The organism is Chitinophaga vietnamensis (assembly GCF_902167635.1).
Classification (GTDB): domain Bacteria; phylum Bacteroidota; class Bacteroidia; order Chitinophagales; family Chitinophagaceae; genus Chitinophaga; species Chitinophaga vietnamensis.
On sequence record NZ_CABHMS010000004.1, the window covers coordinates 491,363 to 516,411 of the forward strand.

Below are 25,049 nucleotides of genomic sequence, written 5' to 3' on the forward strand. Positions count from 1 at the left end.
AGTGCCACACGAATGTATTTCCGTATTCGATATTTTTAAGATCGGCGTAGGCCCCTCGAGCTCTCATACGCTCGGTCCCTGGCGCGCAGCCCTGCGCTTTTTGCAGGATATTGACAATGCCGGCCGACTGGCAGATGTTACCAAATTGCAGGTATTGCTGTATGGCTCCCTCGCCAAAACAGGGCATGGACACGGCACCGATATCGCTGTACAGCTGGGACTTTGCGGCGATGATCCCGTTACCTTCGACGTGAACAAGATCAACTCCAAGATCGATGATATCCGCCGCCAGCGCAAGATGCTGGTAGCCGGTAAATATGAAATTGACTTTGACCCGCTGGAAGATATTTCTTTTCTCTTCGAAGAATCCCTGCCGTTCCATCCCAATGCACTTACCTTCCTCGTTACTTTCAAAGATGGCGAACAACGCGCAGCTACCTACTATTCTATCGGTGGCGGCTTTGTTGTACAGGAAGGAGAAGGCAACAGCAGCGCATCGCAGGTAGATTTGCCGTTTCCCATCGATACCGCCCGCCAATTGCTGCAGTGGTGCATCAAAACAGGCTACAGCATTTCTGAAGTGGTAATGGAGAATGAACAGGCTTGGCGTTCAGAAGAAGCCACCCGCAAGGGCGTGCTCAATATCTGGCGCGTGATGCAGGAATGTACTTACCGCGGATGTCATACTACCGGCGAACTGCCCGGAGGCTTGAAAGTAGCCCGCCGCGCCGCCGCGCTCAACAAAAAATTATTACAGGGCCGCACCTATACCGACTACGCCTCCTGGATCGACGCTATCCGCGCAGGTGGACAGCATTTCACCTATACGCTCGACTGGGTAAGCTGTTTCGCCCTGGCGGTAAATGAAGAAAATGCCTCCTTCGGCAGAGTGGTAACGGCGCCCACCAATGGCGCCGCCGGCGTGATACCCGCCGTATTGCAGTATTTCATCGCCTTCTGCGATGGCCTTCATGATGATAAGATATTACAGTTCCTGCTCACCGCCTCCGAGATAGGCAGCATCTTCAAGAAGCGCTCTACCATCTCCGCAGCCATGGGTGGATGCCAGGCCGAGATTGGCGTATCGTCAGCCATGGCAGCAGCAGCACTGACCGAATGCCTGGGCGGCTCCCAGCGCCAGGTGCTGATGGCAGCAGAAATTGCCATGGAACACCACCTTGGCCTCACCTGCGACCCGATAGGCGGCCTCGTACAGGTACCCTGCATCGAACGTAATACCATGGGCGCTATCAAAGCCATCACCGCATCGCAGCTCGCATTGCAAAGCAACCCGGAACTCGCTAAAGTATCCCTCGATGCCGTCGTGAAAACCATGTGGGATACTGCACTCGATATGAACTCCAAGTATAAAGAAACCTCCGACGGCGGCCTGGCAGTGAATATCCCGATCAGCCTCAGTGAGTGTTAGAAGATGAAGATATAAAACGTGATATTGACGCCGCCCTGATAAAGGGCGGCGTTGTTTTTTTGGAGCATTATTCTCCTGCTATTTTGAGTAGTTCTTCAAAAACATTTTTTGAGAACCTGAAGTTTGTTGCCTGGATACGTTCTAATAAAGGTCTGAGCGCCTTCAGCAAGCCGGACTGTTTGGCTTTCAATAATATTCCTAATGTCCCTGTGTAGTTAAGGTGAAGTTTGTTAGCAACCTTTCTTGCTTTTAAATCATCAAGAATAAGTGTCAGTGGTAGTAATGGAGTTAAACAACTGGCGCAATAGATCCAGCGCACCTATTTTGTCCAAAAGAATGAAGCAGCTGGTGTCCGCAATAACTACGTTATATTCTTGAGGCATCTCTTTGAATATCTGAAGGAGGGTAGTTGATTAATGAAACATCATAGTCGCCAAGTATTTCGGCAAAGGCCGTTTTGGACAAGCCTGCCAATTCCGCCGCCTGACCTAGCGACAGACGACCTACTTCATATAGTTTCGCCGCCAGAAAACGGGCGGTCTCTTTCGGGTCCAGTTCCACTTTTTCCGGTACTTGTAAGGTGATCGTACTCATAATACACGCGATGCTTTTGTCTCTTCCAAATTTAATTAAAAAAGCCGGGGTTCTTAAAAGAATCCCAAAACTATCCCTATATTCGTCTAATCACTATTCTCAACTCCTATGCGTTTCATCACCGCCTTATTGTTACTTTCATCTTTATCCTTGTCAGCGCAACAGTTTGGTGGTAATCCGCCTTCCGTGAAATGGCAGCAGATCAATACCGATACCGTGCGGGTGCTGTTTCCAAAAGGATTGGCGAAACAAGGGGAACGTGTAGCCAATATCGTTACTTATCTCAACAGGAATACACGCAGTTCTATCGGCGACATGCAACGCAAAGTGAATATTGTATTGCAGGACCAGACCATGCAATCCAACGGCTACGTGCAGTTAGGACCTTTCCGGTCGGAATTTTATCTTGCTCCATCTCCTACCTCTTACGACCTGGGTTCACTGAACTGGGTGGAACAATTGTCCCTGCACGAATATCGCCACGTATTACAGAATATGAATTTCAGGCAGGGCGCCTCTAAAGTAGTGTCTTATCTTTTCGGGCAATTGGGACAGGCCGCCGCTACTAGCATCGCGGTGCCTAACTGGTTCTGGGAAGGAGATGCCGTTACCATGGAAACTGCGCTGAGCCAGCAAGGGCGCGGCCGCCTGCCTGCATTCTTCGATGGCTTCCGCGCATTGACACTGGCGCACAAAGACTATAGCTACATGAAGATCCGCAACGGCTCCTATAAAGATTTCGTTCCGGATCATTATCCATTGGGATACCTGATGAGCACTTATGGCCGTGAACATTATGGCCAAACCTTCTGGAAAGATATTACTTCTGATGCGGTGCGCTACCGCGGCCTTTTCTACCCGCTGTCGCACAGCCTGAAGAAAAATACGCAGATGAATGTTACCGGCTTCTATCATGCGATGATGAAAGAATACCAGCCACTTTGGCTGAGCTATGCAAATCGTCCGGATACCACGCCAGCAAAGCCTTTGCTGGATGTTGCCAAAACAGTCGCCAACTATAAATATGTTTTCAGCGCAGGTAAGGATGAGTGGATCGTTTTGAAAGATGCCTGGAATAAAGTACCTGGTATCTACCGGCTGGATGCCGCCGGCAGAGAGCATTTGCTGCTGAGGCCCGGTATTGTTTATGATGATTTCTTCAGCTACCGTAATAAACGTGTGGTATGGGCCGCCGCCAGGTTCGATGCGCGCTGGGGCTGGAAAAACTTCTCCGTGATCCGGGTGTATGATGAAAGTAATAGCCATGCCCGCACGGTTTCTCCCAGAGGTAAATATTTTTCTCCCGATATCAGCGCAGACGGCCGATATGTAATCGCGGCAGCAATCACGCCGGATCAGCATTACAGCGTGCACCTCATCAACGTGCAAACAGGCCGCATAGAAAAAGTGCTGCCTAACCCCGACAACTGGTATTACACTTTCCCCCGCTTCACCAGCGATGATAAAGCATTGATCAGCGCTGTACGGAGCGAGAAAGGGGAGATGGCTATCATCCGGCAGTCGCTGGCTACCGGCAAAACGGAAATACTCACACCATTTAGTTTCAATGTGATCGGCACGCCGGTAGTGCAGGCAGATACCGTATATTTTATCGCCAGCAATAAAGATGTGAACGACGTATATGCGCTTACGTTAGCCGATCAGAAAACGTTCCAGGTAACTGACAGAGGTAATAGCGCCGTGCACGCTGCCATTAGTGGCGACAGCCTCGTATTCAGCGAGTTCACCGCCAAAGGATATAAGCTTTACCAGAGCGCCCTAAGGCCCGCCGCCTGGAAGCAGGTGGATATTACCCAACAGCAGCACAGCAATTGGCTGTCGCCACATTTTGCAGAAGGAGGCAATGTACTCGAAAAGGTACCACAGGATTCTTTCCGTGTGAGAAAATATCCAAAAGGCACAAGGCTGTTCAACTTCCACAGCTGGGTGCCGTCCTTCCTTGATCCGGACTATGGTATCTCTCTCATCGGTGAAAATATTCTCAACACATCGTCTACCAGTATCGGCTATACGTACAATCGCAATGAAGGCAGTTCCGATCTCAGTGCCAGCTTCCTTTATGGCGCATGGTTCCCTTACCTCAACACCGGTGTAGACTATACGCTGAACAGAAGCGCGCTGTTAAGCAGCTACCAGCGCCTCTACTGGAATGAACTGAGCTGGCATGCGGGCCTCAGCGTTCCGCTGAATTTTTCATCCGGCCTGTACACACGCACGTTATCGGTAGGTTCCAATTACAATATCCTGAAACGCTATCCCAACGGCAATTTCAAGTTCCGGGTGGATAACCTGCAATACCTCAGCAATACCCTTATCTTCAACAATATGCGGATCAAGGGGAAACAAAATATTTACAGCCATTTCGGGCAATACCTGGCCTTGCAGTATAATCACTCGCTCGGAACACCTTATGCAGCGCAGTTTTACGGCCGCTTCGATCTATATCTGCCGGGCTTCTTCCGTAATCATAACATCGTATTACAAGCGGCTTACCAGCAGAAAGATACCGTGCAGAATTACGGCTTCACCGATAATTTTGTATATGCAAGAGGGTATAACACACCGTTCTATGATCATGTATACAAGCTGGGCGCCAACTATCATTTGCCGGTAGCTTACCCCGATTGGGGCTTTGCGCACCTGCTGTATTTCAGCCGCATCAGGGCTAACCTGTTCTATGATTACAGTGTAGCGCACGATTACAAGGCACAACAGAATAACCGCTATACTTCCACCGGCGGAGAACTGTTCTTCGATACTAAGATCGGCAACACGCTGCCTTTCACGTTCGGCCTGCGTTTCAGCCACCTGCTAGATAGAGATCCGTCGGATAATGCCACGAACAGGATCGAGTTTATTGTACCCTTCCAGCAACTATTTAATTATTAAGAAAGACCTTACGTAAATGGAAACACCGACTGTCCAACGTTATTACCGCCCGGAATTAGATGTACTGCGCCTGTGTGCATTTCTTTTTGTGTTTTTTGTGCACCGCCTGGATTTAGCGCCCGTTGATAGTAGTAAATATTTTTGGGGTTACCACATAAGTTTGGTGGGTAACTATGGCGTACCGCTATTTTTCTTTTTAAGTGCTTTTCTGATTACAGAATTACTGATAAGAGAACAGGACCAATTTGGTAAGATCAGCGTTAAATCTTTTTATATCAGAAGAATACTGCGTATCTGGCCATTATACCTTACTTTCTTTTATCTGATAGTTTTGCTGACATCCGTCACGCCTCATTTTGGAGGGAAGATACCGCCAAAAGCGCAGCTGGCCTTTACTTTATTTTCCGGTAACTGGTACATAACATTTAACCAATGGCAGTCTTATTGCATCAACCCATTATGGAGCGTATCGGTAGAAGAACAACTCTACATCTTACTACCATTGATCATCTATTTTACAGGAAAAAGAGGGTTGAAGATAGCTTCATTTCTTGCAATGGTGGTTTCCTATATAACCATCATCTATTACGCCCAAAGACCCACGGAAGGATTTAGCGGCCAATGGACCAACAGCTTTGTGCAATTCCAGTTTTTTGCAGCCGGGATTTTGACAGCTGTTTATTTAAAAGGAAGACAGCCCGCATGGAATTTTGCAACCCGCATTTTATTGTTTGTCTTGGGCTATGCTTGCTGGCTAACGGCATCTATGGTTTGCGAGGTCAATGCAGATTCTCCGCATCTCGCCACGGTGGCGCAATCCATGAGCGGTTGGTTTTTGATACTGCTGGGTGTGATGTCTTTCTTCTTTTCTTTCTTTGGATCATCTCCCAAGCGCATGCCATCCGGATTAGCCTATCTTGGGCGCATATCGTACGGGATGTACGTGGTCCATATAACGATCTACTGGATCGTATACAATATTTTCAAGACCGAATTATCGACATTCAGCCATCAAATAGGTTTGCAGGAATGGAAAAATGAAATAGGTCAATTGATAGCATTTCTTCTAACCGCATCCATAGCATTCTTATCCTACAATTATTTTGAAAAGCCATTTTTACGCTTGAAGAAACGCTTTACGTTTGTCCCGTCCAGGGATTGATTGAGCGCTTTTACCGTACGGTGATCTTCAATGATGGCGCCTTGTATAATTTATCCTCCGTGTATTTGATGATGATCTCATCGAAGTAAAGTACATCTCCTTGTGCGAGGCTTTCTTTCAGTCTGCTGCTCCATAACACAGGCAGGGCGGCCGATTTGAAGTTGTCGCCGGTGAAGTCTTTGTAAACAGCAGGCTGGCCGGTAGTATCGTTCAGGTAAGGTTCATGGTGTTCATAAGTAAACGCAAACGATACAATAGGGTAGCGGTTGTTCTTCTCATCCCGCACGGTGATAGCGGAATCCAGCAATTTCACAATTTCATTTTTGGGTAAGGTATCACTGAGAAAGATGCCCCAGGTGCTCACGAGCCTCTTTGGTTTCTTGTTGCTGACAGCCGCAGGTTTGGCGGGCACAGGTTTCTTTTTCGCAGTTTGTGCGAGGGCAGGAGTGAAAGCAGTTCCAAGGATAATAATAAAAGAGAACAGGTGTTTTTGCATGACAGTGAGGGGATAAAAGAAATCGCCCGGTCTTATTAACGGCCGGGCGATTGTAAAAATTATAAGGATTTTAAACTTTCCTCTATCACTCTGATCTTCGCTTCGGCGTCTTCTTTCTTTCTGCGCTCTGCCTCTACTACTTCAGGTTTCGCGTTCTGTACAAAGCGCTCGTTGGAGAGTTTCTTTTCTACAGAGATCAGGAACCCTTTTTGATATTCCAGGTCCTTGAGCAGACTGTCCTTCTGCGCGGCGGTATCCAGTTCTGTTTCAGTACCAAGATAGAATTTATCTTTCTGTACCACCAGTGTGATGCAGCCAGGAACCGCTTCCTGTACATAGTTCACGGCTTTGGCGTTCACCTGTTTGGCGAGGATGCTTTCAATCTGTTTGAAGGCATTCTCATGTTTGGTTTCTATATGCAGTACGATTGGATCTTTCGGTTTGATCTGATTCTTCTGACGTGCGTCGCGGATGCTGGTGATCACTTCCTTGGCCAGCGCGCCTTCTGTGAGGGTAGCGTGCGAAGGGGCTTCCGGTGTGCTGAACTGTTTCATCATCAGTGAACCGTCCTGGTATTTCACCAGCTGGTAAATTTCTTCCGTGATGAAAGGCATATACGGATGCAGCAATTGCATCAGCTGTTCAAAGAAATGTACCGTTTTCTTGTACACAGATACCGGGATCGGTTGTTCAAATCCAGGTTTTACCCACTCGAGGTACCAGCTGCAGAAATCGTCCCAGATGAGGCTGTAGATGGCTTTGAGGCCTTCGCTGAGGCGGAAGTCCCTGTGCAGGTCAGCCACTTCCTGTTGTACCTGGCGCAGCCTGTTGTCGAACCATTTAATGGCAAAGTGTGTATCGGCTACATTGTGCTGGCTATCGTCTTCCTGGCGCGGCTCCCACATCTTCACGAGTTTGAGCGCATTCCAGATCTTATTGCAAAAGTTACGGCCTTGCTCACAGCTGGCATCATCATAAAGGAGATCATTACCGGCGGGAGAAGAGATCATGATACCAAAACGTACGGCATCAGCGCCATAGCTGTGGATGAGTTCCAGCAGATCGGGTGAGTTGCCGAGTGATTTACTCATCTTGCGGCCTTGCTTGTCGCGCACCATACCGGTAAAGTATACATCGCTGAAAGGCTTCACCTGCTTGTATTCCAGGCCGGCCATGATCATACGCGCTACCCAAAAGAAAATGATATCCTGTCCGGTTACGAGCACCGAAGTAGGGTAGTAGTAATTGATATCTGCATTATCCGGTTGGGAGATACCGTTGAAAACCTCCATGGGCCAGAGCCAGGAAGAGAACCAGGTATCAAGGCAATCCTCATCCTGCCGCAGTTCCGCAGCAGTGATCGTGATCTGCCTCTTCGCAAACTGTTGTACAGCTGCTTCCGCGGTGGCAGCTACTTCGAAAGTGCCGTCCGGCGCATACCAGGCAGGGATTTGCTGTCCCCACCAGAGCTGACGGGAGATACACCAGTCTTTCACATTTTCCATCCAGTATTTGTAGGTCGCGAGGAAGCGGTCGCCGGGATGGATGTTCACATCACCGTTCACAACAGCGTCCAGTGCGGGTTTGGCCAGTTCGGCCATTTTCACGAACCACTGGGTGGAGATGCGGGGTTCCACTACGGTGTCGGGGTTACGTTGACTGTAACCCAGGCGGGTAGTGTATTCCTGTTCTTTGATAAGCAGGCCTTGTTCCTGGAGCGCGGCCACTACTTTTTTGCGGGCTACGAAGCGATCCTCGCCAACGAATACTACTGCAGCAGCGCTGAGGGTACCGTCGTCGTTGAGCGTGTCCACTACTTCCAGGTTGTGTTTGAGGCCGAGGTTATAGTCGTTGATATCGTGTGCTGGCGTCACTTTCAGGGCGCCGGTACCAAATTCTTTATCTACATAAGTATCGAAGATGATGGGTACACGACGGTTCACCAATGGCACAGTGGCGTAGTGTCCTTTCAGGTGTGTATAGCGTTCATCATCGGGGTTCACGCAGATGGCGGTATCGCCCATGATGGTTTCCGGACGCTGTGTAGCGATGGTGATATATTCACCGGTGGCTTTACCTTCTCCGTCAGTGATAGCATATTTCACATGATAGAGTTTACCCTGAAGGTCTTTGTATTCCACTTCTTCATCACTGAGCGCTGTTTTGGCTTTCGGGTCCCAGTTGATCATGCGTGCGCCGCGATAGATCAGTCCTTTATTATAGAGGTCTACGAACACCTTGATAACGGCGGCGTAGTAGTGGTCGTCCATAGTAAAGGTAACTCGGTCCCAATCGCAGGAGCAGCCGAGCTTTTTGATCTGGTGGTAGATGATACCGCCATATTTATCTTTCCATTCAAACGCATATTTGAGGAACTCTTCGCGGGTGAGCTGAGATTTTTCGATGCCTTTTTCACGTTTGAGCATGTCTACCACTTTCGCTTCCGTAGCGATGGAAGCGTGGTCAGAACCCGGTACCCAGCAGGCGTTGAACCCGCTCATACGGGCGCGGCGCACGAGGATATCCTGTACGGTTTCATTGAGAGTATGGCCCAGATGCAATACCCCGGTAACGTTCGGCGGGGGGATGACGACAGTAAAGGGTTGGCGTTGATCCGGGGTAGACCGGAAATAGCCTTTTTCCATCCAGTGTTGATACCATTTTTCTTCAACCGTTGCAGGCAGGTAGTTTTTAGAAAGTTCCATGCTGTTCATAATATAAGTCTGCAAAAATAAAGGAGATTAAGGAGAGATGGAAATTAAAGAAAGTGCCGGAAATAAGAATCTCTTTATCAAAACACTAATCTGTATATAATGTTGATTATCATACATTTATAATGATAGATTTTGCTAAAAAATTTGGCAAAGCCGGGAAAATGCATCAAATTCGTGGTACATCAAAACCATAAACTATGATGACACAAAAAGAATTCGACATGATTATGGACGCGCTCATGGAGCAGCGCCGCGAACTGATTGCTTCAAAAGAAAAGAGGGATGCATTTCTTGCCCCAGTGCGGCACTTGATGGTTCCCATGACACCGGAAAGGCTGGCGGAAAGAGCTAAAAGACATCCAAACTGGCCGGAGATTTCCTTTGAACCGATCAAGCGTAATTGAACCTTATCTTTTAACTGAAAAACTGTATTTGCGTATGTACCTGATAAATCTTACCCTCTCCTTTACTTCCCGTCTTTCGTACTCCCGCTACCGTTAGGAATCAATCGATAATTAGTGGCATCATAAAAAAGGCCGGTAATTATTACCGGCCTTCTATTTTATTATGGCATTTCCATAATGATCTTACAAGTGCGCTCCACCATCTCCGGTGTGATATCCAGGTGCAGTACCATTCTTACCTGTGTGGCAGAAATGGGCATTACGAGGATGCCTTCCCGTTTCATGTAATCTGCAAAGAGTTGTGGTGTCCATTGTCCTTTGAGTTCAAAGATGAGGATATTGGTTTCTACCGGCAGCATATGGCCGGTAAAGCTTTTCTCCAACAAGGTTTGCGCAATCAGTTTAGCGTGCTGGTGATCTTCTTCCAGCCGGGCGATATTGTTCTCCATGGCATAGATGCCGGTGGTCGCCATGTAACCGGCTTGCCGCATGCCGCCACCCAGTTTTTTACGGATACGTCTGGCGGATTTAATGAAGTCATGACTGCCCAGCAATACAGAGCCCATGGGGCATCCCATGCCTTTATTCAGGCAAACCGAGATGCTGTCGAATGCAGCGCCATAGGCTTTCGCATCCTGTCCGGTGGCTACCAGCGCGTTGAAGAGACGGGCGCCGTCGAGGTGCAGGGCAAGGTTATGCTGGCTGCATACCTGTTTAATTTTAAGGATCTCTTCCCACTCGTAGCAGCATCCGCCGCCACGGTTGGAAGTGTTCTCCAGGCAAACGAGGCTGGTCCGGGCTTTATGTACGTCATCGGGATTGATGGCTGCCTGTACCTGCTCTGCTGTGATCATGCCGCGGTCGCCGGTGATGGCATGTACCTGTGCGGAAGAGTTAAAAGCGATGCCGCCTCCTTCATAAATATAAACATGTGCAAGATTACTGCAAACCACTTCATCGCCTGGTATCGTATGTACTTTGATGGCGATCTGGTTACTCATCGTGCCGGAAGGACAGTAAAGGGCTGCCTCTTTGCCAAAATAGGCTGCCATCATGGCTTCCAGTTTGTTTACGCTTGGGTCCTCTCCAAATACGTCGTCGCCGGTTTCTGCCTGTAGCATCGCCTGTAACATGCCAGGGCCCGGCCGGGTAAAGGTGTCGCTTCTGAAGTCAATCATCGTGTTGAAAAATTTGCAATGTCCCTTGTGATAAATTAGTTAAGTTATTAATTTAATAATGATTACTTATCAATTGTTAAAATTTGGCTAAAGCTAAGAAAATCGAGAACTAAAGCACTATGAAAATTCGTTATTAAAACGTATTTTGTTATAAGGCAGGCAAAATAAGAAGTATTTGGTAGAGTGATTCGTTAGCACGATCTTTGCAGGCTAATTCAAACAAAACGATAAGGAGTGGGAAACTTTGTAAGTTAAATAATTTTAGTTTTTCAAACAAAATATTTCTTCCTCTGTTATCTTATTTATAAACCAATACAATTTTTCATATGAGGCAACTTAAAATTGCCACCCAGATCACCAACCGTGATTCGCAGGCGGTAGAAAAGTACCTGCAGGAAATCTCGAAGATCCCTTTGTTAACACCTGAGGAAGAGACCGTTTTGGCGCAGCGTATAAAAATGGGCGATCAAAAGGCTCTTGAAAGATTGACTACAGGAAACCTTCGTTTCGTTGTTTCTGTGGCAAAACAATATCAGCACCAGGGGCTTAGCCTCAGCGACCTTATCAATGAAGGTAATTTAGGTCTGATCAAAGCTGCACAACGTTTCGATGAAACCAAAGGTTTCAAATTCATCTCTTATGCTGTATGGTGGATTCGCCAATCCATTTTACAGGCGTTAGCCGAACAAGGTCGCCTTGTACGTCTGCCGCAGAACAAAATTGGCACTTATAACAAAGCGAACAAAGCTTACATGGCATTTGAACAGGAAAACGAACGCGAACCTTCTACCGAAGAACTCGCAGAAATCCTGGAAATGTCTGAATCGGAAATCAACAACATTTTTCAAAGTAATACCCGACATATGTCACTGGACGCACCAGTACATGAAGCAGAAGATGTAGCGATGGGTGACTTGCTCGAAGGTGGTGATATTACCGATGATGATGTAATGCGCGACTCACTGCGTGAAGAGATCCGCCGGGTGCTGAAATCACTCAGCCCGCGTGAAGCAGAGATAGTGAACGCTTATTTCGGTCTGGATGGTGAAAATGGAGCAACAATCGAACAAATCGGCCAGAAATATGATCTGACCAAAGAAAGAATCAGGCAAATCAAGGAACGCGCTATCAAAAGGCTGCAAAAAGCCCGCTATAGTGGCGCCCTGAAATCCTACCTCGGATAATCTGTGTTTGAAGTTTTTTGATTTTCAGGACCTCTACCTTCTAAATCAGGAAATCTATATATCCTCTTTATTCTATAAGAACACCGGCCTTGTAAATACATGGCCGGTGTTCTTATTATTATCTACACCCTTTATTTTTGCATGCCATGAGAGTCGCTATTTTGTTATGCTTAGTTGCAATAGCCTTTGCCTCCTGCGAAAAGGATGTCAGCGTAAACCTGCAACAACAAAACCCACAACTGGTAGTGGAAGGAAAAATCGAGAACGGAAAATATCCAATGGTGATACTCACCCATAGCCTGAGCTATTTTTCAAAAATCGATGCGGATAAACTCCTCGGCTCTTTCGTTCATAACGCCATAGTAACCGTATCCGACGGCAGCCAAACCATCACCCTGAAGGAACAAACCATCGATACCACCTTCGGCGCAAAAGTATACATATACGGCGTAGATGAATCCCAACCCGGCAACGCCTTTAAAGGAAAGATCGGTACCAGCTATACTTTAAAGATCACTGCTGACAAGAAGTCATACTCTGCTGTCACGAAGATACCCACTTATGGCATGAAGCTAGACTCAGTTTGGTGGCATCGCGCATCCGTCAATAAAGACACCATGAAGGCGCACCTCTACGTGCGAATCACCGATGCGCCTGAATTTGGCAACTATGCCCGCTACTTTACCAAACGTAATCACGAAGCTTTTCTGCCCGGATTGAACTCCACCATGGATGATCAGATCGTGAACGGCACCACATTTGAATTACCCCTCGACGCTGGCGTAGATAAAAACCAGTCAGTAAACCTGGAGACTTTCAGCTTCTTCAACAGAGGCGATACGGTTATCGTAAAATTTTGTAATATCGATAAAGGTACCTGGGACTTCTGGCGTACGGTGGATTTTGCCTATAACAGCAATGGCAATCCGTTCTCTTCGCCCACGACCATCATCGGGAACATTCCCGGCGCATTGGGCTACTGGGGCGGATATGCAGCCACCTTTGATACCGTCTATATCAAGAAATAATTATACCGTAAAAACAAGTATGGAAAACAAGAACCAACAAGAACATGTGCATTTATTGATCATCGGTTCAGGCCCTGCCGGATATACCGCTGCCATTTATGCCGCCAGAGCAAATCTTAAACCCGTATTGTACCAGGGTATACAACCCGGCGGGCAACTCACCATCACCACAGAAGTAGAAAACTATCCCGGCTACCCCGAAGGTATTCAAGGCCCGGAAATGATGGTGGATTTTGAGAAACAAGCTACCCGCATGGGCGCCGATATCCGCTATGGTATGGCCTCTTCTGTAGATTTCAGTCAACAGCCTTATAAAGTAACGATCGATGAGGATAAAGTGATCTCCGCAGATGCAGTGATCATCGCCACCGGCGCTTCTGCCAAATGGCTCGGTATCCCGTCAGAACAACGTCTCAACGGTAGCGGTGTTTCCGCCTGCGCCGTTTGCGACGGTTTCTTCTTCCGTGGTAAAGAAGTCGCCATCGTTGGCGCCGGCGATACCGCCGCAGAAGAAGCGCTCTATCTCTCAAAAATGTGCAGCACCGTGCATATGCTGGTACGCCGTCATGAAATGCGCGCGTCTAAAGTAATGCAGGACCGCGTACTCAAAACTTCCAATATCATCGTTTACTGGAACAGCGAAACGGAAGAAGTGCTCGGCGAAAACAAAGTGGAAGCAGTAAAGATCCGTAACAACAAAACCAACGAGATCAAAACTGTTCCCATCAGCGCATTTTTCGTGGCAATAGGCCACCAGCCTAATTCCGCCATCTTCAAAGATTACCTGGAACTCGATGATCAGGATTATATCAAAACAGTTCCCGGCTCTACGCGCACCAGCATCGAAGGCGTTTTTGCCTGCGGCGATGTGCAGGACAAGATCTACCGCCAGGCTGTAACTGCCGCCGGTAGCGGATGTATGGCCGCGCTGGATGCAGAAAGATATCTCTCTGCTAAAGAACATCAACAATAATAATTACAAATTAAGAAGGCCAGCCCTTGATGTGCGCAAAGCGCATCAAGGGCTTCCTCCCTTATTAATGCAGCGCTTTTTTTATGTTGACGATCGCCCTTGAACAGGCCCGCTTTCACGCGTTTCACGGTTATTATCCAGAGGAAACGATTATCGGCAACGAGTTTCTGCTGGATATCATTGTTCGTATATCCGGCGCCGTGCCCGTAGATGATCTTTCCGAAACAGTCAATTACCAGGGCATCTACGAAGTGGCGAAAGCTGCAATGGCCATGCCCAAACCCTTACTGGAAGAGGTGGTGTATGAAATCACCGCCGCACTCAAACAACGTTATCCTGTTATCCGGCACAGTATCGTCACCCTGCGCAAATTGAATCCGCCAATGGGCGCTCCTATCCGCAATTCCATGGTATCGCTGGAGAAAGACTACTGATTTTTCTTGTTTACTGCTGAGGTTCCAATTGCTTATTTTCGTAGATTTATGCCTATTAGTTAATCAACAAAACCTGTCCTATGTTGAAACGGATAATGGCCTTTTCCTTTTTATTGCTGGCAGCTTTTACTGTCAAAGCACAAAGTGTAGACGAAATGGTGGAGCAAGCAAAACAACTGGAAAAACAGATGAAAGAAGAAAGCGCCTATGATAAAGACAGGGAAGTGCTCAAGATACAACCCAATCAGCTCAGCGCGTTGATACATGCCAGTGAAATGGCCTCCCGCATTGGTAACCGCCAGAAAAGCAAAGACGATAAATCAAATTATTTCAATCAGGCTAAGAACTACGCCCAACAAGCGCTGAAGATAGATCCTAACAGCGCCGATGCCAATTACGCCATGGCTGTAGCTATGGGACGGATGGCACTCATCTCTGGCGCAAAAGACAAAGTAGCCGCCTCCAAAGATGTAAAAAAATATGCCGAACTGGCCATCAAATTCAATCCCAACCTCGGCCCCGCCTATCATGTGCTCGGCAAATGGAACTACGAAGTAGCCACGCTGAATGTATTCGAACGCAGCGCCGCTAAAATGCTCTTCGGCGGATTGCCGGATGGCTCCATCGCCAAAGCGATCGCCAATTATGAAAAATGCCGCCAGCTCGATCCGGGCTTCATCCTGAATTATTATGAACTGGCCCGCGCTTATAAATACAACGACCAGCAAGACAAGGCCATCGAGGTGCTGAAAAAAGCGCTGACATTACGCAGCGTCGCGCAGGATGATAATAGCATCAAGGCCGATTGCAAAAAAATGCTGGACGATCTGCAATAATCAATCTATATCTCTTTCCCCTTCCACCTGCCACTGCGCAGGTACCAAAAGCTCAGGCTGAAAATAATGATCCAGTACACGAAATCCGCGCCCCAGGCCAGTTTCAGCGGACTTTGCATGCGCTCTATCACAATATCGCAATAGACCAGGTAGCCAATTACCGCGATGATCTCCGTGAAGAGGTTCATACGGGTATTGCCGGTGCCTGTTACGCCGCTCAGCGTTACCGCCGCAATGGCCATCAGCAGGGTGCTGAGTGTGATCACACGGATAGAAGGAATGGCGGCGGTGATCAGCGTAGCATCACTGGTATAGATGTGCAGCAGGGTATGCGGGAAAAGATTCACCAGGATACATACGGTGGTGGCGCATCCCAGGCTGATCAGCACGATCTTCCGGATGGCGGTGGGCACCAGGTCTGACCGTCCCTGGCCGATCACATTGCTCACCATCGTGTTACAGGTGGCTGCCAGCGCCCAGGTGAAGATGCCAAAGAACCCGAAGACGCTGCGCAACATATTGGAAATGGCCAGGGGCCGCTCTCCCAGGTGTTCAATGAAAATGAAGAAGATAAACCAGCTGCCAATACTGAACAGGAATTGCACAATGATCGGCGCCGATACGTCCAGGATACCCTTCATAATTGCCCACTGCGGTCGTAGATAACGGAAAAGGCTATACTTTTTTTGATAACCGTTGATAAAGAGAAAACCAAATGCTACCAGGAAACCGGTGGCCTCGGCGATCACTGATGCCGTGGCAGCGCCATTGAGCCCAAGCGCCGGCATCCCGAACTTTCCGAAGATGAGGGTATAATCAAAGAAGATGTTCACCGCTTCCTGGCAAAGGGATATCGGGACTAATATCTTCGTATGGCCGCTACCGATATAAAAGGCATCCGCCATGTTGAGCAGCATCAGCAGAGGAAGTCCCCAGATACGGATACGGATAAACGAAACTGCCGCCGCGCAGATATGCGGGTCGTGCAGACTTTTGGAGAAGAACCAGGGCGCCGCAGCGAGCGTAAGCACGATCGCCAGCAGGGAAAAGAAAAGGCCTACCTGCAGGCCATTGGTAAACAACTGCCCGATGCCACTGTGCTGCCGCTGCCCCGCACGCCGGGCAATCAGCACCTGCAAGCCATTGTTAAGGCCATAGGCAATCATATACATCACGAGATAGTAGATACCGGCGATGCCATTGGCCGCCAGCTCAAACTCCCCCAGGCGCCCGAGGAAGGCGGTATTGGTCATATGATTGATCTGGGGAATGATCAAGGCCAGGCAAATAGGGGCTCCAATCCTGATGATCTGTCTGTTGCTTACTTCCAGTTGCATATGTTCGGTTCGTAGTACGCAAAGGTAAATTTACTAACAGGTATTTAACACGAAATAGTTATTATTGTATCTCATTTGAAATGTAAAACATGCCCGTGGCTTACAACATCCATCCTGCATTTACAGTAGACGATGAAACGTTGCTGGAAACCGACCTCACGGCCTGTCACCTCCTGGTGCTGGTAGGTAGCGGTACGTTCAGTTATGTAGTATACGAACCTGCGGAGAAGAAGTTCCTGGCCTTGAAGTCTTATCATTTCCAGCCACAAAAGCTGGCCCTCGCCGATCTGGAAATGATAGAAGAAGTGTTTGAGATGGACAAACTGTTGTTTACCGCCTTCAAATCCACACTGCTGGCCTTTGACACGGGGGCGGGCGTGCTGGTGCCACAGGAAATTTACAACGCCTCACTGAAAAAAGATTACCTGCACCTGTCGCAACCCGCCAGGATACAGGAAGCCATACTGGCCGATCAGCTGCCAGGCGCGCCGGCCGTGAATGTGTACGGGCTTGATAAAGACCTGTTAGGCTTCCTGCGGAAAGAGTTTTCCACCGACCTGGTAATGCATGCCAATACTGCCTTGCTGCAGGCATATCCGCTGGATCTCGATTATCATCATGCCGACGGTGTGGCCTTTGTAGAAGTACAGCGCAATACCGTCACTTTTACAATATATGTTGCCGGTAAATTATTGATACAGCAGGAAAATGAGTACCAGAGCGGCCTCGACGTAGTATATGCGTTGGTGAGCACCCTGCGGCAGCTGAACGTCAACGAACAACAGATAAAAGTAAAACTTTCCGGAGCGCTCGATAAAGACAGTGCAGTATACCGCGAGATGTATAAATTCATACCCCGCCTGGAATGGGCGCAACGTTTACCGGGTTTCCGCTATATCACCAGGATGCAGGAGATTCCCGGCTATTATTTTCACAACCTGTATGCGTTAGCATTATGCGTATAATCGGAGGAGCGAGTGGAGGCAGAAGATTTCAACCACCTGCAAAAATGCCTAATACCAGGCCTACTACAGACATCGCAAAGGGCGGCCTGTTCAATATCATCGAAAACAACCTGGACATTCCATCTTTAAAAACATTGGACCTGTTTGGCGGCACCGGCAGCATCAGCTATGAGCTGGCATCGCGCGGCGCTACCAATATGACCATCGTGGAAAAAGATCCGTCTATGGCAGAATATATCCGTAAAACAGCCAAAGCGCTTGATATCGACACGCTCAACATCGTGAAGATGGACGCATTCCGCTACCTGCAGCAATGCACCGAAAAATTCGATTTCATCTTCGCCGATCCGCCCTACGCCATGGATGCCATGGCGCAGCTGCCTTTGCTCGTTTTTGAACGGGAACTGCTGCATCCCGAAGGATGGCTCGTGATAGAACATACCCATCACAATAATTTCAAACAATATTCATATTACCGGTCGGAAAGAAGTTATGGGGGCACCACCTTTTCCATCTTCATCAACAGGGAAGAGCTGAAACGCTGACCCGTAGCAGATTCCGTCATATATAAAACAATAACTTATGAGAACATGCCTGTTTCCGGGAACTTTCGACCCCATCACCCTCGGTCATACCGACGTGATCAACAGGGGCCTCGATCTGTTCGACAAACTAGTGATCGGCATTGGCTACAACAGCAACAAGAAACCCATGTTCCCGCTGGAAGAACGTATTGCCTGGATCAGGGAAATCTATAAAGATGACCACCGGGTAGAAGTGGCAGCGTATGAAGGGCTGACGATAGATTTTTGTAAGAAGATTGACGCGCGCTACATCTTACGCGGCATCCGCTATGTGAGCGACTTTGAGTACGAAAAAGCCATCGCTGATGTAAATCGCACCATCGCGCCCGGCATCGAAACCATTTTCCTTACCTGCGTACCTGAATATTCCAGTATTGCCTCTACATTGGTGAGAGATATCTACCGCAATGGCGGCGATGTTTCGTCTTTTGTGCCGGCGGCTGTATTGGAGGGAATTAAAAAGGTCAACATCTAAAAAGATAAAATTATGAAAGCGATCTGGCATTCACTGGATGTATCACTGGATCAGTTAAATGAGATGGGGGCCAATACCATGGCGGCTTACCTGGGAATGGAGTTTACAGAGATCGGCCCTGATTACCTAAAAATAATGATGCCCGTAAACCATAAAACCGTACAACCCTATGGTCTGTTGCACGGAGGCGCTTCTGCCGCCCTGGCTGAAACCGTTGGCAGCGTGGCATCTGCGCTGATCATCGATCCTGCCAAGCAAATCTGTGTGGGCATGGAGATCAATGCCAACCATATCCGTGGCGTGAGAGAAGGATATGTGCATGCCGTTGCCAAACCGCTGCACATCGGCTCTGCGAGCCATGTGTGGGATATCCGTATTACCGACGACCACCACAAACTGGTTTGCGCCAGCCGCCTCACGGTAGCCATCCTCGCAAAACGATAATATAATCGTAGCTGCACCGGGCATACCGGTGCAGCTATTTATATCATGTTCGCTTCCCTGAATACTTCCCTGATATTTTCATAAGAGAATTGCAGGTACTTGTTCACATTTTCTTTCCTGATCCACTGGATATCGAGAATATCTTCCTCGATTTGCGGTACCGTTAACTCTTTTCCGGTGAATAACATGCGGTACCAATAGGTATGCTTCAGTACCTTTTTGTTTTTCATGGGGTAGTAGTGGAAGGTTTCGTTGATCTTGGTTAGCAGGGTAACGTTATGTAATCCTGTTTCTTCCGCAACTTCGCGCAGGGCGCAGCTTTCCAGGTCTTCACCGGGGTCCTGTTTGCCTTTGGGCAGATCCCATTTGCCGCGGCGGAACATCATCAGTACGTCGCCTGCATCATTGGTAACCAATCCGCCGGCCGCTACCAGCACGGTAAAGTGAAGGGATACTTTTTTCAGCAACTGCTTCACATCTTCACGAATAAAAACAGCGGCGTGTCTTTCTCCTTCTTCCAGTTGCAATAATATATGATCGATCTGTTCTGTGTCAGGATCATGGAATATTTCAGCGTCTGCATACCCGGCCGGGATGGCTGTTTCCCCGGCGCACAGCAGCAATGGGCGCTCATTCAGATAAATAGTGACGTTTGCTTGCATGCGTGCAAAAGTAATAAGGATGATTTAATTGAAAGGAGAGGTAATGTAAAATAATTACGATTAAATCGATAATTTTGGCGCTTGTATGACTAAAGTAAGCGAAAAACAAGTTGCAGAAAGACTGCTGCAGGTGCAGGCAGTGAAGTTAAGCCCGGCGCAGCCCTTCACATGGGCTTCCGGCTGGAAATCTCCTATCTATTGCGATAACAGGAAGATACTGTCTTACCCTTATGTACGTGACTATATCAAATCCGAGTTATGCAATGTGGTATTTGAAACATTTCCTGATGCAGCCGTGATCGCGGGCGTAGCCACTGCGGGTATCCCGCATGGCGCGCTGGTAGCGGATCAGCTGAAACTGCCTTTCATTTATGTGCGTTCCAAACCCAAGGAACACGGCATGGGCAACCAGATCGAAGGCGTATTGCAGCCTGGTCAGCCGGTAGTGGTGATAGAAGATCTGATCTCCACCGGCAAAAGTAGCCTGGAAGCCGTACAGGCGATCCGTGCTGCCGGCGGTGAAGTGATCGGCATGGTATCGATCTTCAACTATGGCTTCGATATAGCCGTGAAAGCTTTTGAAGCAGCTGGCGTACCTTTTCATTCGCTGAGCAATTACAACGCCATGATCGCGCTGGCAGAAGAAAAGGGCATCGTCTCCTCCGATGATATCGCTACGCTGCAAGCCTGGAGAAGCGCTCCTGATCAATGGGGCAAGTAACAGCTACATGATGTTTTTTCTGTATATTCGATTGACAAAATCAATTATATGCGTATCCTGAAATTAGTGATGTTGATGCTGGTGGTTACCGTTGCTACAGCCATGGCTCAACAGAAACAGAAATCCCTGCTGACAGCCAAGATCAGCACACCTACCGTTCAATGTGAATCCTGCAAGAACCGCATTGAAAGATATATGGCGCAGGAAGAAGGTGTTCAATCTGTAAAGGTGGATTACAAGAAACACACTGCTACAGTGAAATACTGGTCTGACCGTACCAACATCGAAAATATCAAAACAGGCATCGCCAATGCAGGATATGATGCAGACAACGTAACTGCCAATCCTGAATCATATGCCAAATTGCCTACATGCTGCAAAAAGCCGGAAGACGGCGGGGGCATGCCGGACAAGAAACATTAATAAGCTATTCCTGCTCCCGGTGCTTCCACACCGGGAGTTTTTTTAAAGCCCTGTGCTATCACTTCTTCCTCCACATACCCGGTACTTTTCAATCCGCTGAAACATCATCTGGGCAGCATCCGGCAGTTTGTTGCCACCTGTACGCTGGCAGAGTTAACTTCACAGCTCAGCGTGATCGGCGCGTCACAGATGGACCTCTACTGCGGCGCTTTGACGCTGCCAGCCCTTTTCGAAGAAACCATGCAGGCGCTACATCGCCTCGGTGCTACCAGCCAGGCTGCTTATGAAAAGCTGCTGGTTGCCTCAGGCCATTACCTTGAAATCCATCTATCGGATGGTTCCCGCTGGGTGCTGCGGTATGCGGCCAACCGCGATCATTACATTCATCTGCATCCGGGGCGCTATGCTGCGCATACTATCCGCGTGAAAGCCGCAGTGTTGAAAACGGCCATTGCCTGGAAGGTGTATCACCGCCATGACAGGTTTACCACTATTGATTTATCCAATATCAATCAATTAAGAAAAGAAATAGGGCTGCCGCCAGTAAAAACACTGGAGGAAAGCCGGCATTTAACCGGCATACTATCATTGCTGGAAAATTGAGATCAGAAGAAGTTAAGCGCCTGCTTTGTTTCACATTTGATCGGGAAGGGAAGATAAACGCCGCCTTTACCCACTTTACAGTTGCCGGTAGCTTTGATGGTTACTTCTTTCTTGGAGAAAGCGCTCCAGGCGTTCTGTAATACATTGCCCATATTCACCTCCAGTTTTACCGGAAAATAAAAAGTGTCCCTGGCCGGGATGTAGATCATCGTATCCTGGATGGAATGGCCAACCGGGGTATCGTCAAAGAAAAGGTCAAAGTTGGCGTCCTTTAATTGCAGCTTAAAATTATTGGGATTATAATATGCCAAGGTCATCCGTACGATACTTTTGGACATTCCCAGTTCGCTCATGGTCATGCCAGCTACTCTCACAAATTGGAGATCCTTCATTTTTTCACAGGAACTCGCCATTCCCCAAATCACAAAAACAACTAATATAAGACGGATGAATTTCATGGTAAAATCAGCGGTTGAATTTTTTTCAAACCTACGGTAAAGGTTTTATTTCTCAAAAAAGGGTGCTTGAATTAGGAAAGATTTAACGGCGCAATTTCCCCCGAAAGGGGAGAGCCTGGTTTTTAAATAATGTAATTAACAAATATGAAAAAATACATTTTTTAAGTATTTCTGTTATCTTTGCATTTCCTCATCAGGCCGCTAAAAATCTCTTCAAAGCCACTAATATCTTTAGTATTTTTGCATCTACCTGGAATTTTACTTCAAACTTGAAAAAACTAATTTCATTAGCATTTTTAAAAGTTTTCTATGAATTGTTATCCAGTTACTTAAAGTTAATTGTTAAGTGGTAAATTATAAATAGTTCACCTGGTGAATGAATAGATTTTCAGGTCTGCAATTTTAAATGTTGACATTATGACAGAGCATGCAAAAAATAGTGTATTGTTGATTGAATTACAATATTTTCCGCCCATTAATTTTTATAAAACTTTAATTGAACACGACATATTGCAGATTGAGAGATATGAACACTACCAAAAGGTGAGTTACAGGAACCGTTGTTACCTCGCCGGTCCAAACGGGCGAATGATTTTAAGCGTGCCGCTTACCAAAGGAAAGAATCAGCGGACAGTTATGAAAGATGTCAGGATCAGCAATGAGGAGAAATGGCAGGCGCTGCATTGGAAAACGCTCGTGTCTGCTTACAGGCGCTCTCCCTGGTTCGAATATTATGAGGCCGAGCTCGAAATGCTGTTCGAAAAAAAGTTCGATTTTTTACTCGACTGGAACCTCTCCTGTTTCGAATGGGTTAGCAACAAACTCAACCTTCTGCCAGAAATTACGTTTACCAATAGTTATGAGAAAGAAGTGAACGGTGTTACTGATGCCCGTGGTACCATTTTGCCAGGCGAAACAGATGAGTCCGGTATTGCCTATACGCAAGTGTTCCAGGACCGCACCGGCTTCATTCCCGGGCTAAGTATCCTGGACCTGCTTTTCTGCGAAGGAAAACAAGCGCTGGAAGTAATCCGTTCGTCCAAATAAAATATTAAATAAAATTATATAATAAGCTCATTTGTAATAGTTTGTATATTTGCGCCGGTAATCGTTCATTTTTATTCGTACCCTCGGTAAAAAAATTACTGCAGCAATCAACAAAATATTTAGATTTGCAACCAATTTTGCTGGGTTTCGAACTGACGTAGGTGTGTAAACCAGGAGTTTTCCAGCGAGGGGAAAGGAACATTTATCCTGAAGTTTAAATTTTATTGCTAATTCCTAAAATTCATTCTCAGCATTAAATGAATAGCACCTACACAGACCTCGTTAACCAGACCTTTGAATTTCCCCAGGAGGGCTTTGATGTTAAAGACAACTACCTGCAATTCAATGGTTTGGATATTAAGGCGTTGATTGACAAGTACGGAACACCCTTTAAGTTGACTTACCTGCCTAAAATAGGCATGCAGATCAACAAGGCGAAAAAGATGTTCCAGGATGCCATTAAGAAGAACAGGTACGACGGGAATTATTATTATTGCTACTGCACCAAGAGCTCACACTTCTCCTTTATCATGGAGGAAACGCTCAAGCACGGCATCCACATCGAAACTTCGTTCGCTTATGACATCGACATTATCAACAAGCTGTATGAGCGTAAGAAGATCAACAAAGAAACCTTTGTGATCTGTAACGGGTACAAAACTAAAGCCTACACCAGAGCGATCTCGAAGCTCATCAACAGTGGCTTTAAAAATGTAATCCCCGTTCTGGATAATAAAGAAGAGCTGGAAGATTATCAGAAGAATATCCGTTCGAAAGATAAGGTGAAACTCGGCCTCCGCATTGCGGCTGAAGAAGAACCTACCTTTGATTTCTATACCTCCAGGCTGGGTATACGCTCCAGGGACATCCTTGAGTTTTATGTGGACAAGCTGAAAGGTAATGAGAAGTTCGAGCTGAAAATGCTGCACTTCTTTATGAATAAGGGTATCAAAGATGATATCTACTACTGGAGCCAGTTTAACCGGGTGCTCAACCTCTATTGCCAACTGAAAAAGATCTGTCCGGAACTGGATAGTATCAACATCGGCGGCGGTTTCCCGATTAAGCACTCCCTCGGTTTTGATTACGATTACAATTACATCGTAAATGAGATCGTGGCGAATATCAAAAGTATGTGTAAGAAGAACAAGGTACCTGTACCAGACATCTACACAGAATTTGGTTCCTTTACCGTGGGTGAGAGCGGCGCAGTAATTTACAGCGTAGTGGGTGAGAAGATGCAGAACGACCGTGAGATCTGGTATATGATCGATAGCTCGTTCATCACTACACTGCCGGATACCTGGGGGATAGGTGAGAAGTTCCTCATGTTGCCGATCAACAAGTGGGACCAGGAGTATCAGGAAGTACATCTTGGAGGCCTCACCTGCGATGGTTACGACTTTTATACATCTGAGGAGCATATAAATGCCGTGTTCCTGCCCAAACAAGGCAATAGTAGCGAGCCTTTGTATATTGGATTTTTCCATACCGGCGCCTATCAGGATCAATTGAGCGGCTATGGAGGTATCAAGCACTGTCTGATCCCCTCGCCGAAACATGTGATCGTAGGACAGGACAAGAATGGTCAGTTGAAAGACTGGCTGTATGCAAAAGAACAAACTGCTCAAAGCATGTTAAAGATATTGGGTTATTAAAAAAATGGGTTAGTAATCCTACTGAAAGCCCCCCGATTTTTCGGGGGGCTTATTTTTTATCTGTATTTTTTATGATATAGTGAGAAATAGCTATAAATAAAAAAGGCCTTCATTTTACTGAAAGGCCCTGTCATGGCATAGGTTATATGATATTCATCAGCATAAGGACAATAGGATCGATGAATTTGATAGTGCAAAGATAGAGCACTCCCACAAGGCGGATAAGCCCTAAAAGTTGTAATTTTTATTACCTTTTTGTGAACTGGAAATATTACCTCTTATGCCAGAGATGGCAGCAGATGCCCAACTGTATTGATGGTATTATTTACT

General features: G+C 47.1%; 26 protein-coding genes. 18 read left to right on the forward strand and 8 right to left on the reverse strand.

Annotation, left to right across the window (positions count from 1 at the left end; all coding sequences use genetic code 11):
- Position 1 precedes the first annotated feature (1 nt).
- Positions 2-1,429 (forward strand): L-serine ammonia-lyase, encoded by a 1,428-nt coding sequence (locus tag FPG75_RS13215; RefSeq protein ID WP_143307331.1) that lies wholly within the window; start codon positions 2-4, stop codon positions 1,427-1,429.
- A gap of 67 nt (positions 1,430-1,496) precedes the next feature.
- Here FPG75_RS13215 and FPG75_RS13220 read toward each other — a convergent pair whose 3' ends face one another.
- A complete protein-coding gene (locus tag FPG75_RS13220) occupies positions 1,497-1,748 on the reverse strand; it encodes a DUF3368 domain-containing protein (RefSeq protein WP_201747953.1) in 252 nt (83 codons plus the stop codon).
- Positions 1,749-1,795: 47 nt separating this feature from the next.
- Positions 1,796-2,023, reverse strand: a complete 228-nt coding sequence (locus FPG75_RS13225) for a UPF0175 family protein (RefSeq protein ID WP_143307332.1) — start codon at positions 2,021-2,023, stop codon at positions 1,796-1,798.
- Between the two features lie 108 nt (positions 2,024-2,131).
- Here FPG75_RS13225 and FPG75_RS13230 point away from each other — a divergent pair, with 108 nt between their 5' ends.
- Positions 2,132-4,933, forward strand: coding sequence for a TolB-like translocation protein (locus tag FPG75_RS13230; RefSeq protein WP_143307333.1), 2,802 nt, complete (start codon positions 2,132-2,134; stop codon positions 4,931-4,933).
- A gap of 16 nt (positions 4,934-4,949) precedes the next feature.
- Complete coding sequence (locus FPG75_RS13235; protein WP_143307334.1) at positions 4,950-6,095, forward strand: acyltransferase family protein; 1,146 nt, start codon at positions 4,950-4,952, stop codon at positions 6,093-6,095.
- Positions 6,096-6,105: 10 nt separating this feature from the next.
- On the opposite strand, the gene FPG75_RS13240 is transcribed toward FPG75_RS13235, so the two are convergent.
- On the reverse strand, positions 6,106-6,591 hold the full coding sequence (locus tag FPG75_RS13240) for a hypothetical protein (protein ID WP_143307335.1): 486 nt from the start codon (positions 6,589-6,591) through the stop codon (positions 6,106-6,108).
- A 59-nt stretch (positions 6,592-6,650) separates the two neighbouring features.
- Entirely contained in the window at positions 6,651-9,296 is a 2,646-nt protein-coding gene (locus FPG75_RS13245) for a valine--tRNA ligase (protein ID WP_143307336.1), read from the reverse strand.
- A gap of 206 nt (positions 9,297-9,502) precedes the next feature.
- On the opposite strand from FPG75_RS13245, the gene FPG75_RS13250 reads away from it, so the two are divergent.
- Entirely contained in the window at positions 9,503-9,709 is a 207-nt protein-coding gene (locus FPG75_RS13250; RefSeq protein ID WP_143307337.1) for a hypothetical protein, read from the forward strand.
- 161 nt (positions 9,710-9,870) lie between these two features.
- Here FPG75_RS13250 and FPG75_RS13255 read toward each other — a convergent pair whose 3' ends face one another.
- Entirely contained in the window at positions 9,871-10,887 is a 1,017-nt protein-coding gene (locus tag FPG75_RS13255; protein WP_143307338.1) for a threonine aldolase family protein, read from the reverse strand.
- A gap of 326 nt (positions 10,888-11,213) precedes the next feature.
- On the opposite strand from FPG75_RS13255, the gene FPG75_RS13260 reads away from it, so the two are divergent.
- The 5 genes from FPG75_RS13260 to FPG75_RS13280 all read left to right on the forward strand — a co-directional run bounded on the left by FPG75_RS13260 (position 11,214) and on the right by FPG75_RS13280 (position 15,342).
- The gene (locus FPG75_RS13260) at positions 11,214-12,071 is read left to right on the forward strand and encodes a sigma-70 family RNA polymerase sigma factor (RefSeq protein ID WP_012793808.1); all 858 of its coding nucleotides are present in this window, start codon (positions 11,214-11,216) and stop codon (positions 12,069-12,071) included.
- Between the two features lie 146 nt (positions 12,072-12,217).
- Entirely contained in the window at positions 12,218-13,099 is an 882-nt protein-coding gene (locus tag FPG75_RS13265) for a DUF4249 domain-containing protein (RefSeq protein ID WP_143307339.1), read from the forward strand.
- A 19-nt stretch (positions 13,100-13,118) separates the two neighbouring features.
- On the forward strand, positions 13,119-14,072 hold the full coding sequence (gene trxB / locus FPG75_RS13270) for a thioredoxin-disulfide reductase (protein ID WP_143307340.1): 954 nt from the start codon (positions 13,119-13,121) through the stop codon (positions 14,070-14,072).
- 83 nt (positions 14,073-14,155) lie between these two features.
- Positions 14,156-14,506: a dihydroneopterin aldolase gene (locus FPG75_RS13275; RefSeq protein ID WP_143307341.1), complete on the forward strand. Its 351-nt coding sequence runs from the start codon at positions 14,156-14,158 to the stop codon at positions 14,504-14,506.
- 80 nt (positions 14,507-14,586) lie between these two features.
- On the forward strand, positions 14,587-15,342 hold the full coding sequence (locus FPG75_RS13280) for a hypothetical protein (protein WP_143307342.1): 756 nt from the start codon (positions 14,587-14,589) through the stop codon (positions 15,340-15,342).
- Between the two features lie 5 nt (positions 15,343-15,347).
- Here FPG75_RS13280 and FPG75_RS13285 read toward each other — a convergent pair whose 3' ends face one another.
- On the reverse strand, positions 15,348-16,679 hold the full coding sequence (locus FPG75_RS13285) for an MATE family efflux transporter (RefSeq protein WP_143307343.1): 1,332 nt from the start codon (positions 16,677-16,679) through the stop codon (positions 15,348-15,350).
- A 95-nt stretch (positions 16,680-16,774) separates the two neighbouring features.
- Between FPG75_RS13285 and FPG75_RS13290 the strand changes: the two genes are divergently transcribed.
- From FPG75_RS13290 to FPG75_RS13305, 4 genes are read left to right on the forward strand one after another with little or no spacing between them, the layout of a single operon-like run.
- The gene (locus tag FPG75_RS13290; RefSeq protein WP_161596794.1) at positions 16,775-17,644 is read left to right on the forward strand and encodes a DUF3822 family protein; all 870 of its coding nucleotides are present in this window, start codon (positions 16,775-16,777) and stop codon (positions 17,642-17,644) included.
- Positions 17,645-17,688: 44 nt separating this feature from the next.
- A complete protein-coding gene (locus tag FPG75_RS13295) occupies positions 17,689-18,189 on the forward strand; it encodes an RsmD family RNA methyltransferase (RefSeq protein WP_236652784.1) in 501 nt (166 codons plus the stop codon).
- 37 nt (positions 18,190-18,226) lie between these two features.
- Positions 18,227-18,703, forward strand: a complete 477-nt coding sequence (coaD, locus tag FPG75_RS13300) for a pantetheine-phosphate adenylyltransferase (RefSeq protein ID WP_143307346.1) — start codon at positions 18,227-18,229, stop codon at positions 18,701-18,703.
- Positions 18,704-18,715: 12 nt separating this feature from the next.
- Positions 18,716-19,147, forward strand: coding sequence for a hotdog fold thioesterase (locus tag FPG75_RS13305; protein ID WP_143307347.1), 432 nt, complete (start codon positions 18,716-18,718; stop codon positions 19,145-19,147).
- A gap of 38 nt (positions 19,148-19,185) precedes the next feature.
- Here the strand turns inward: FPG75_RS13305 and FPG75_RS13310 are convergent, their stop codons facing one another.
- A complete protein-coding gene (locus FPG75_RS13310) occupies positions 19,186-19,809 on the reverse strand; it encodes an NUDIX hydrolase (RefSeq protein WP_143307348.1) in 624 nt (207 codons plus the stop codon).
- An 85-nt stretch (positions 19,810-19,894) separates the two neighbouring features.
- Here FPG75_RS13310 and pyrE point away from each other — a divergent pair, with 85 nt between their 5' ends.
- From pyrE to FPG75_RS13325, 3 genes are all read left to right on the forward strand, one after another.
- Positions 19,895-20,530, forward strand: a complete 636-nt coding sequence (pyrE, locus tag FPG75_RS13315) for an orotate phosphoribosyltransferase (RefSeq protein WP_143307349.1) — start codon at positions 19,895-19,897, stop codon at positions 20,528-20,530.
- 48 nt (positions 20,531-20,578) lie between these two features.
- Positions 20,579-20,953 (forward strand): heavy-metal-associated domain-containing protein, encoded by a 375-nt coding sequence (locus FPG75_RS13320; protein ID WP_143307350.1) that lies wholly within the window; start codon positions 20,579-20,581, stop codon positions 20,951-20,953.
- Positions 20,954-21,124: 171 nt separating this feature from the next.
- Positions 21,125-21,556, forward strand: a complete 432-nt coding sequence (locus FPG75_RS13325) for a hypothetical protein (RefSeq protein ID WP_143307351.1) — start codon at positions 21,125-21,127, stop codon at positions 21,554-21,556.
- 2 nt (positions 21,557-21,558) lie between these two features.
- Here FPG75_RS13325 and FPG75_RS13330 read toward each other — a convergent pair whose 3' ends face one another.
- Positions 21,559-21,948, reverse strand: coding sequence for an LEA type 2 family protein (locus FPG75_RS13330; RefSeq protein WP_161596795.1), 390 nt, complete (start codon positions 21,946-21,948; stop codon positions 21,559-21,561).
- A gap of 483 nt (positions 21,949-22,431) precedes the next feature.
- On the opposite strand from FPG75_RS13330, the gene FPG75_RS13335 reads away from it, so the two are divergent.
- Positions 22,432-23,061 (forward strand): WbqC family protein, encoded by a 630-nt coding sequence (locus tag FPG75_RS13335; protein ID WP_143307353.1) that lies wholly within the window; start codon positions 22,432-22,434, stop codon positions 23,059-23,061.
- Between the two features lie 257 nt (positions 23,062-23,318).
- Positions 23,319-24,719, forward strand: coding sequence for a type III PLP-dependent enzyme domain-containing protein (locus FPG75_RS13340; RefSeq protein ID WP_143307354.1), 1,401 nt, complete (start codon positions 23,319-23,321; stop codon positions 24,717-24,719).
- Positions 24,720-25,049 lie beyond the last annotated feature (330 nt).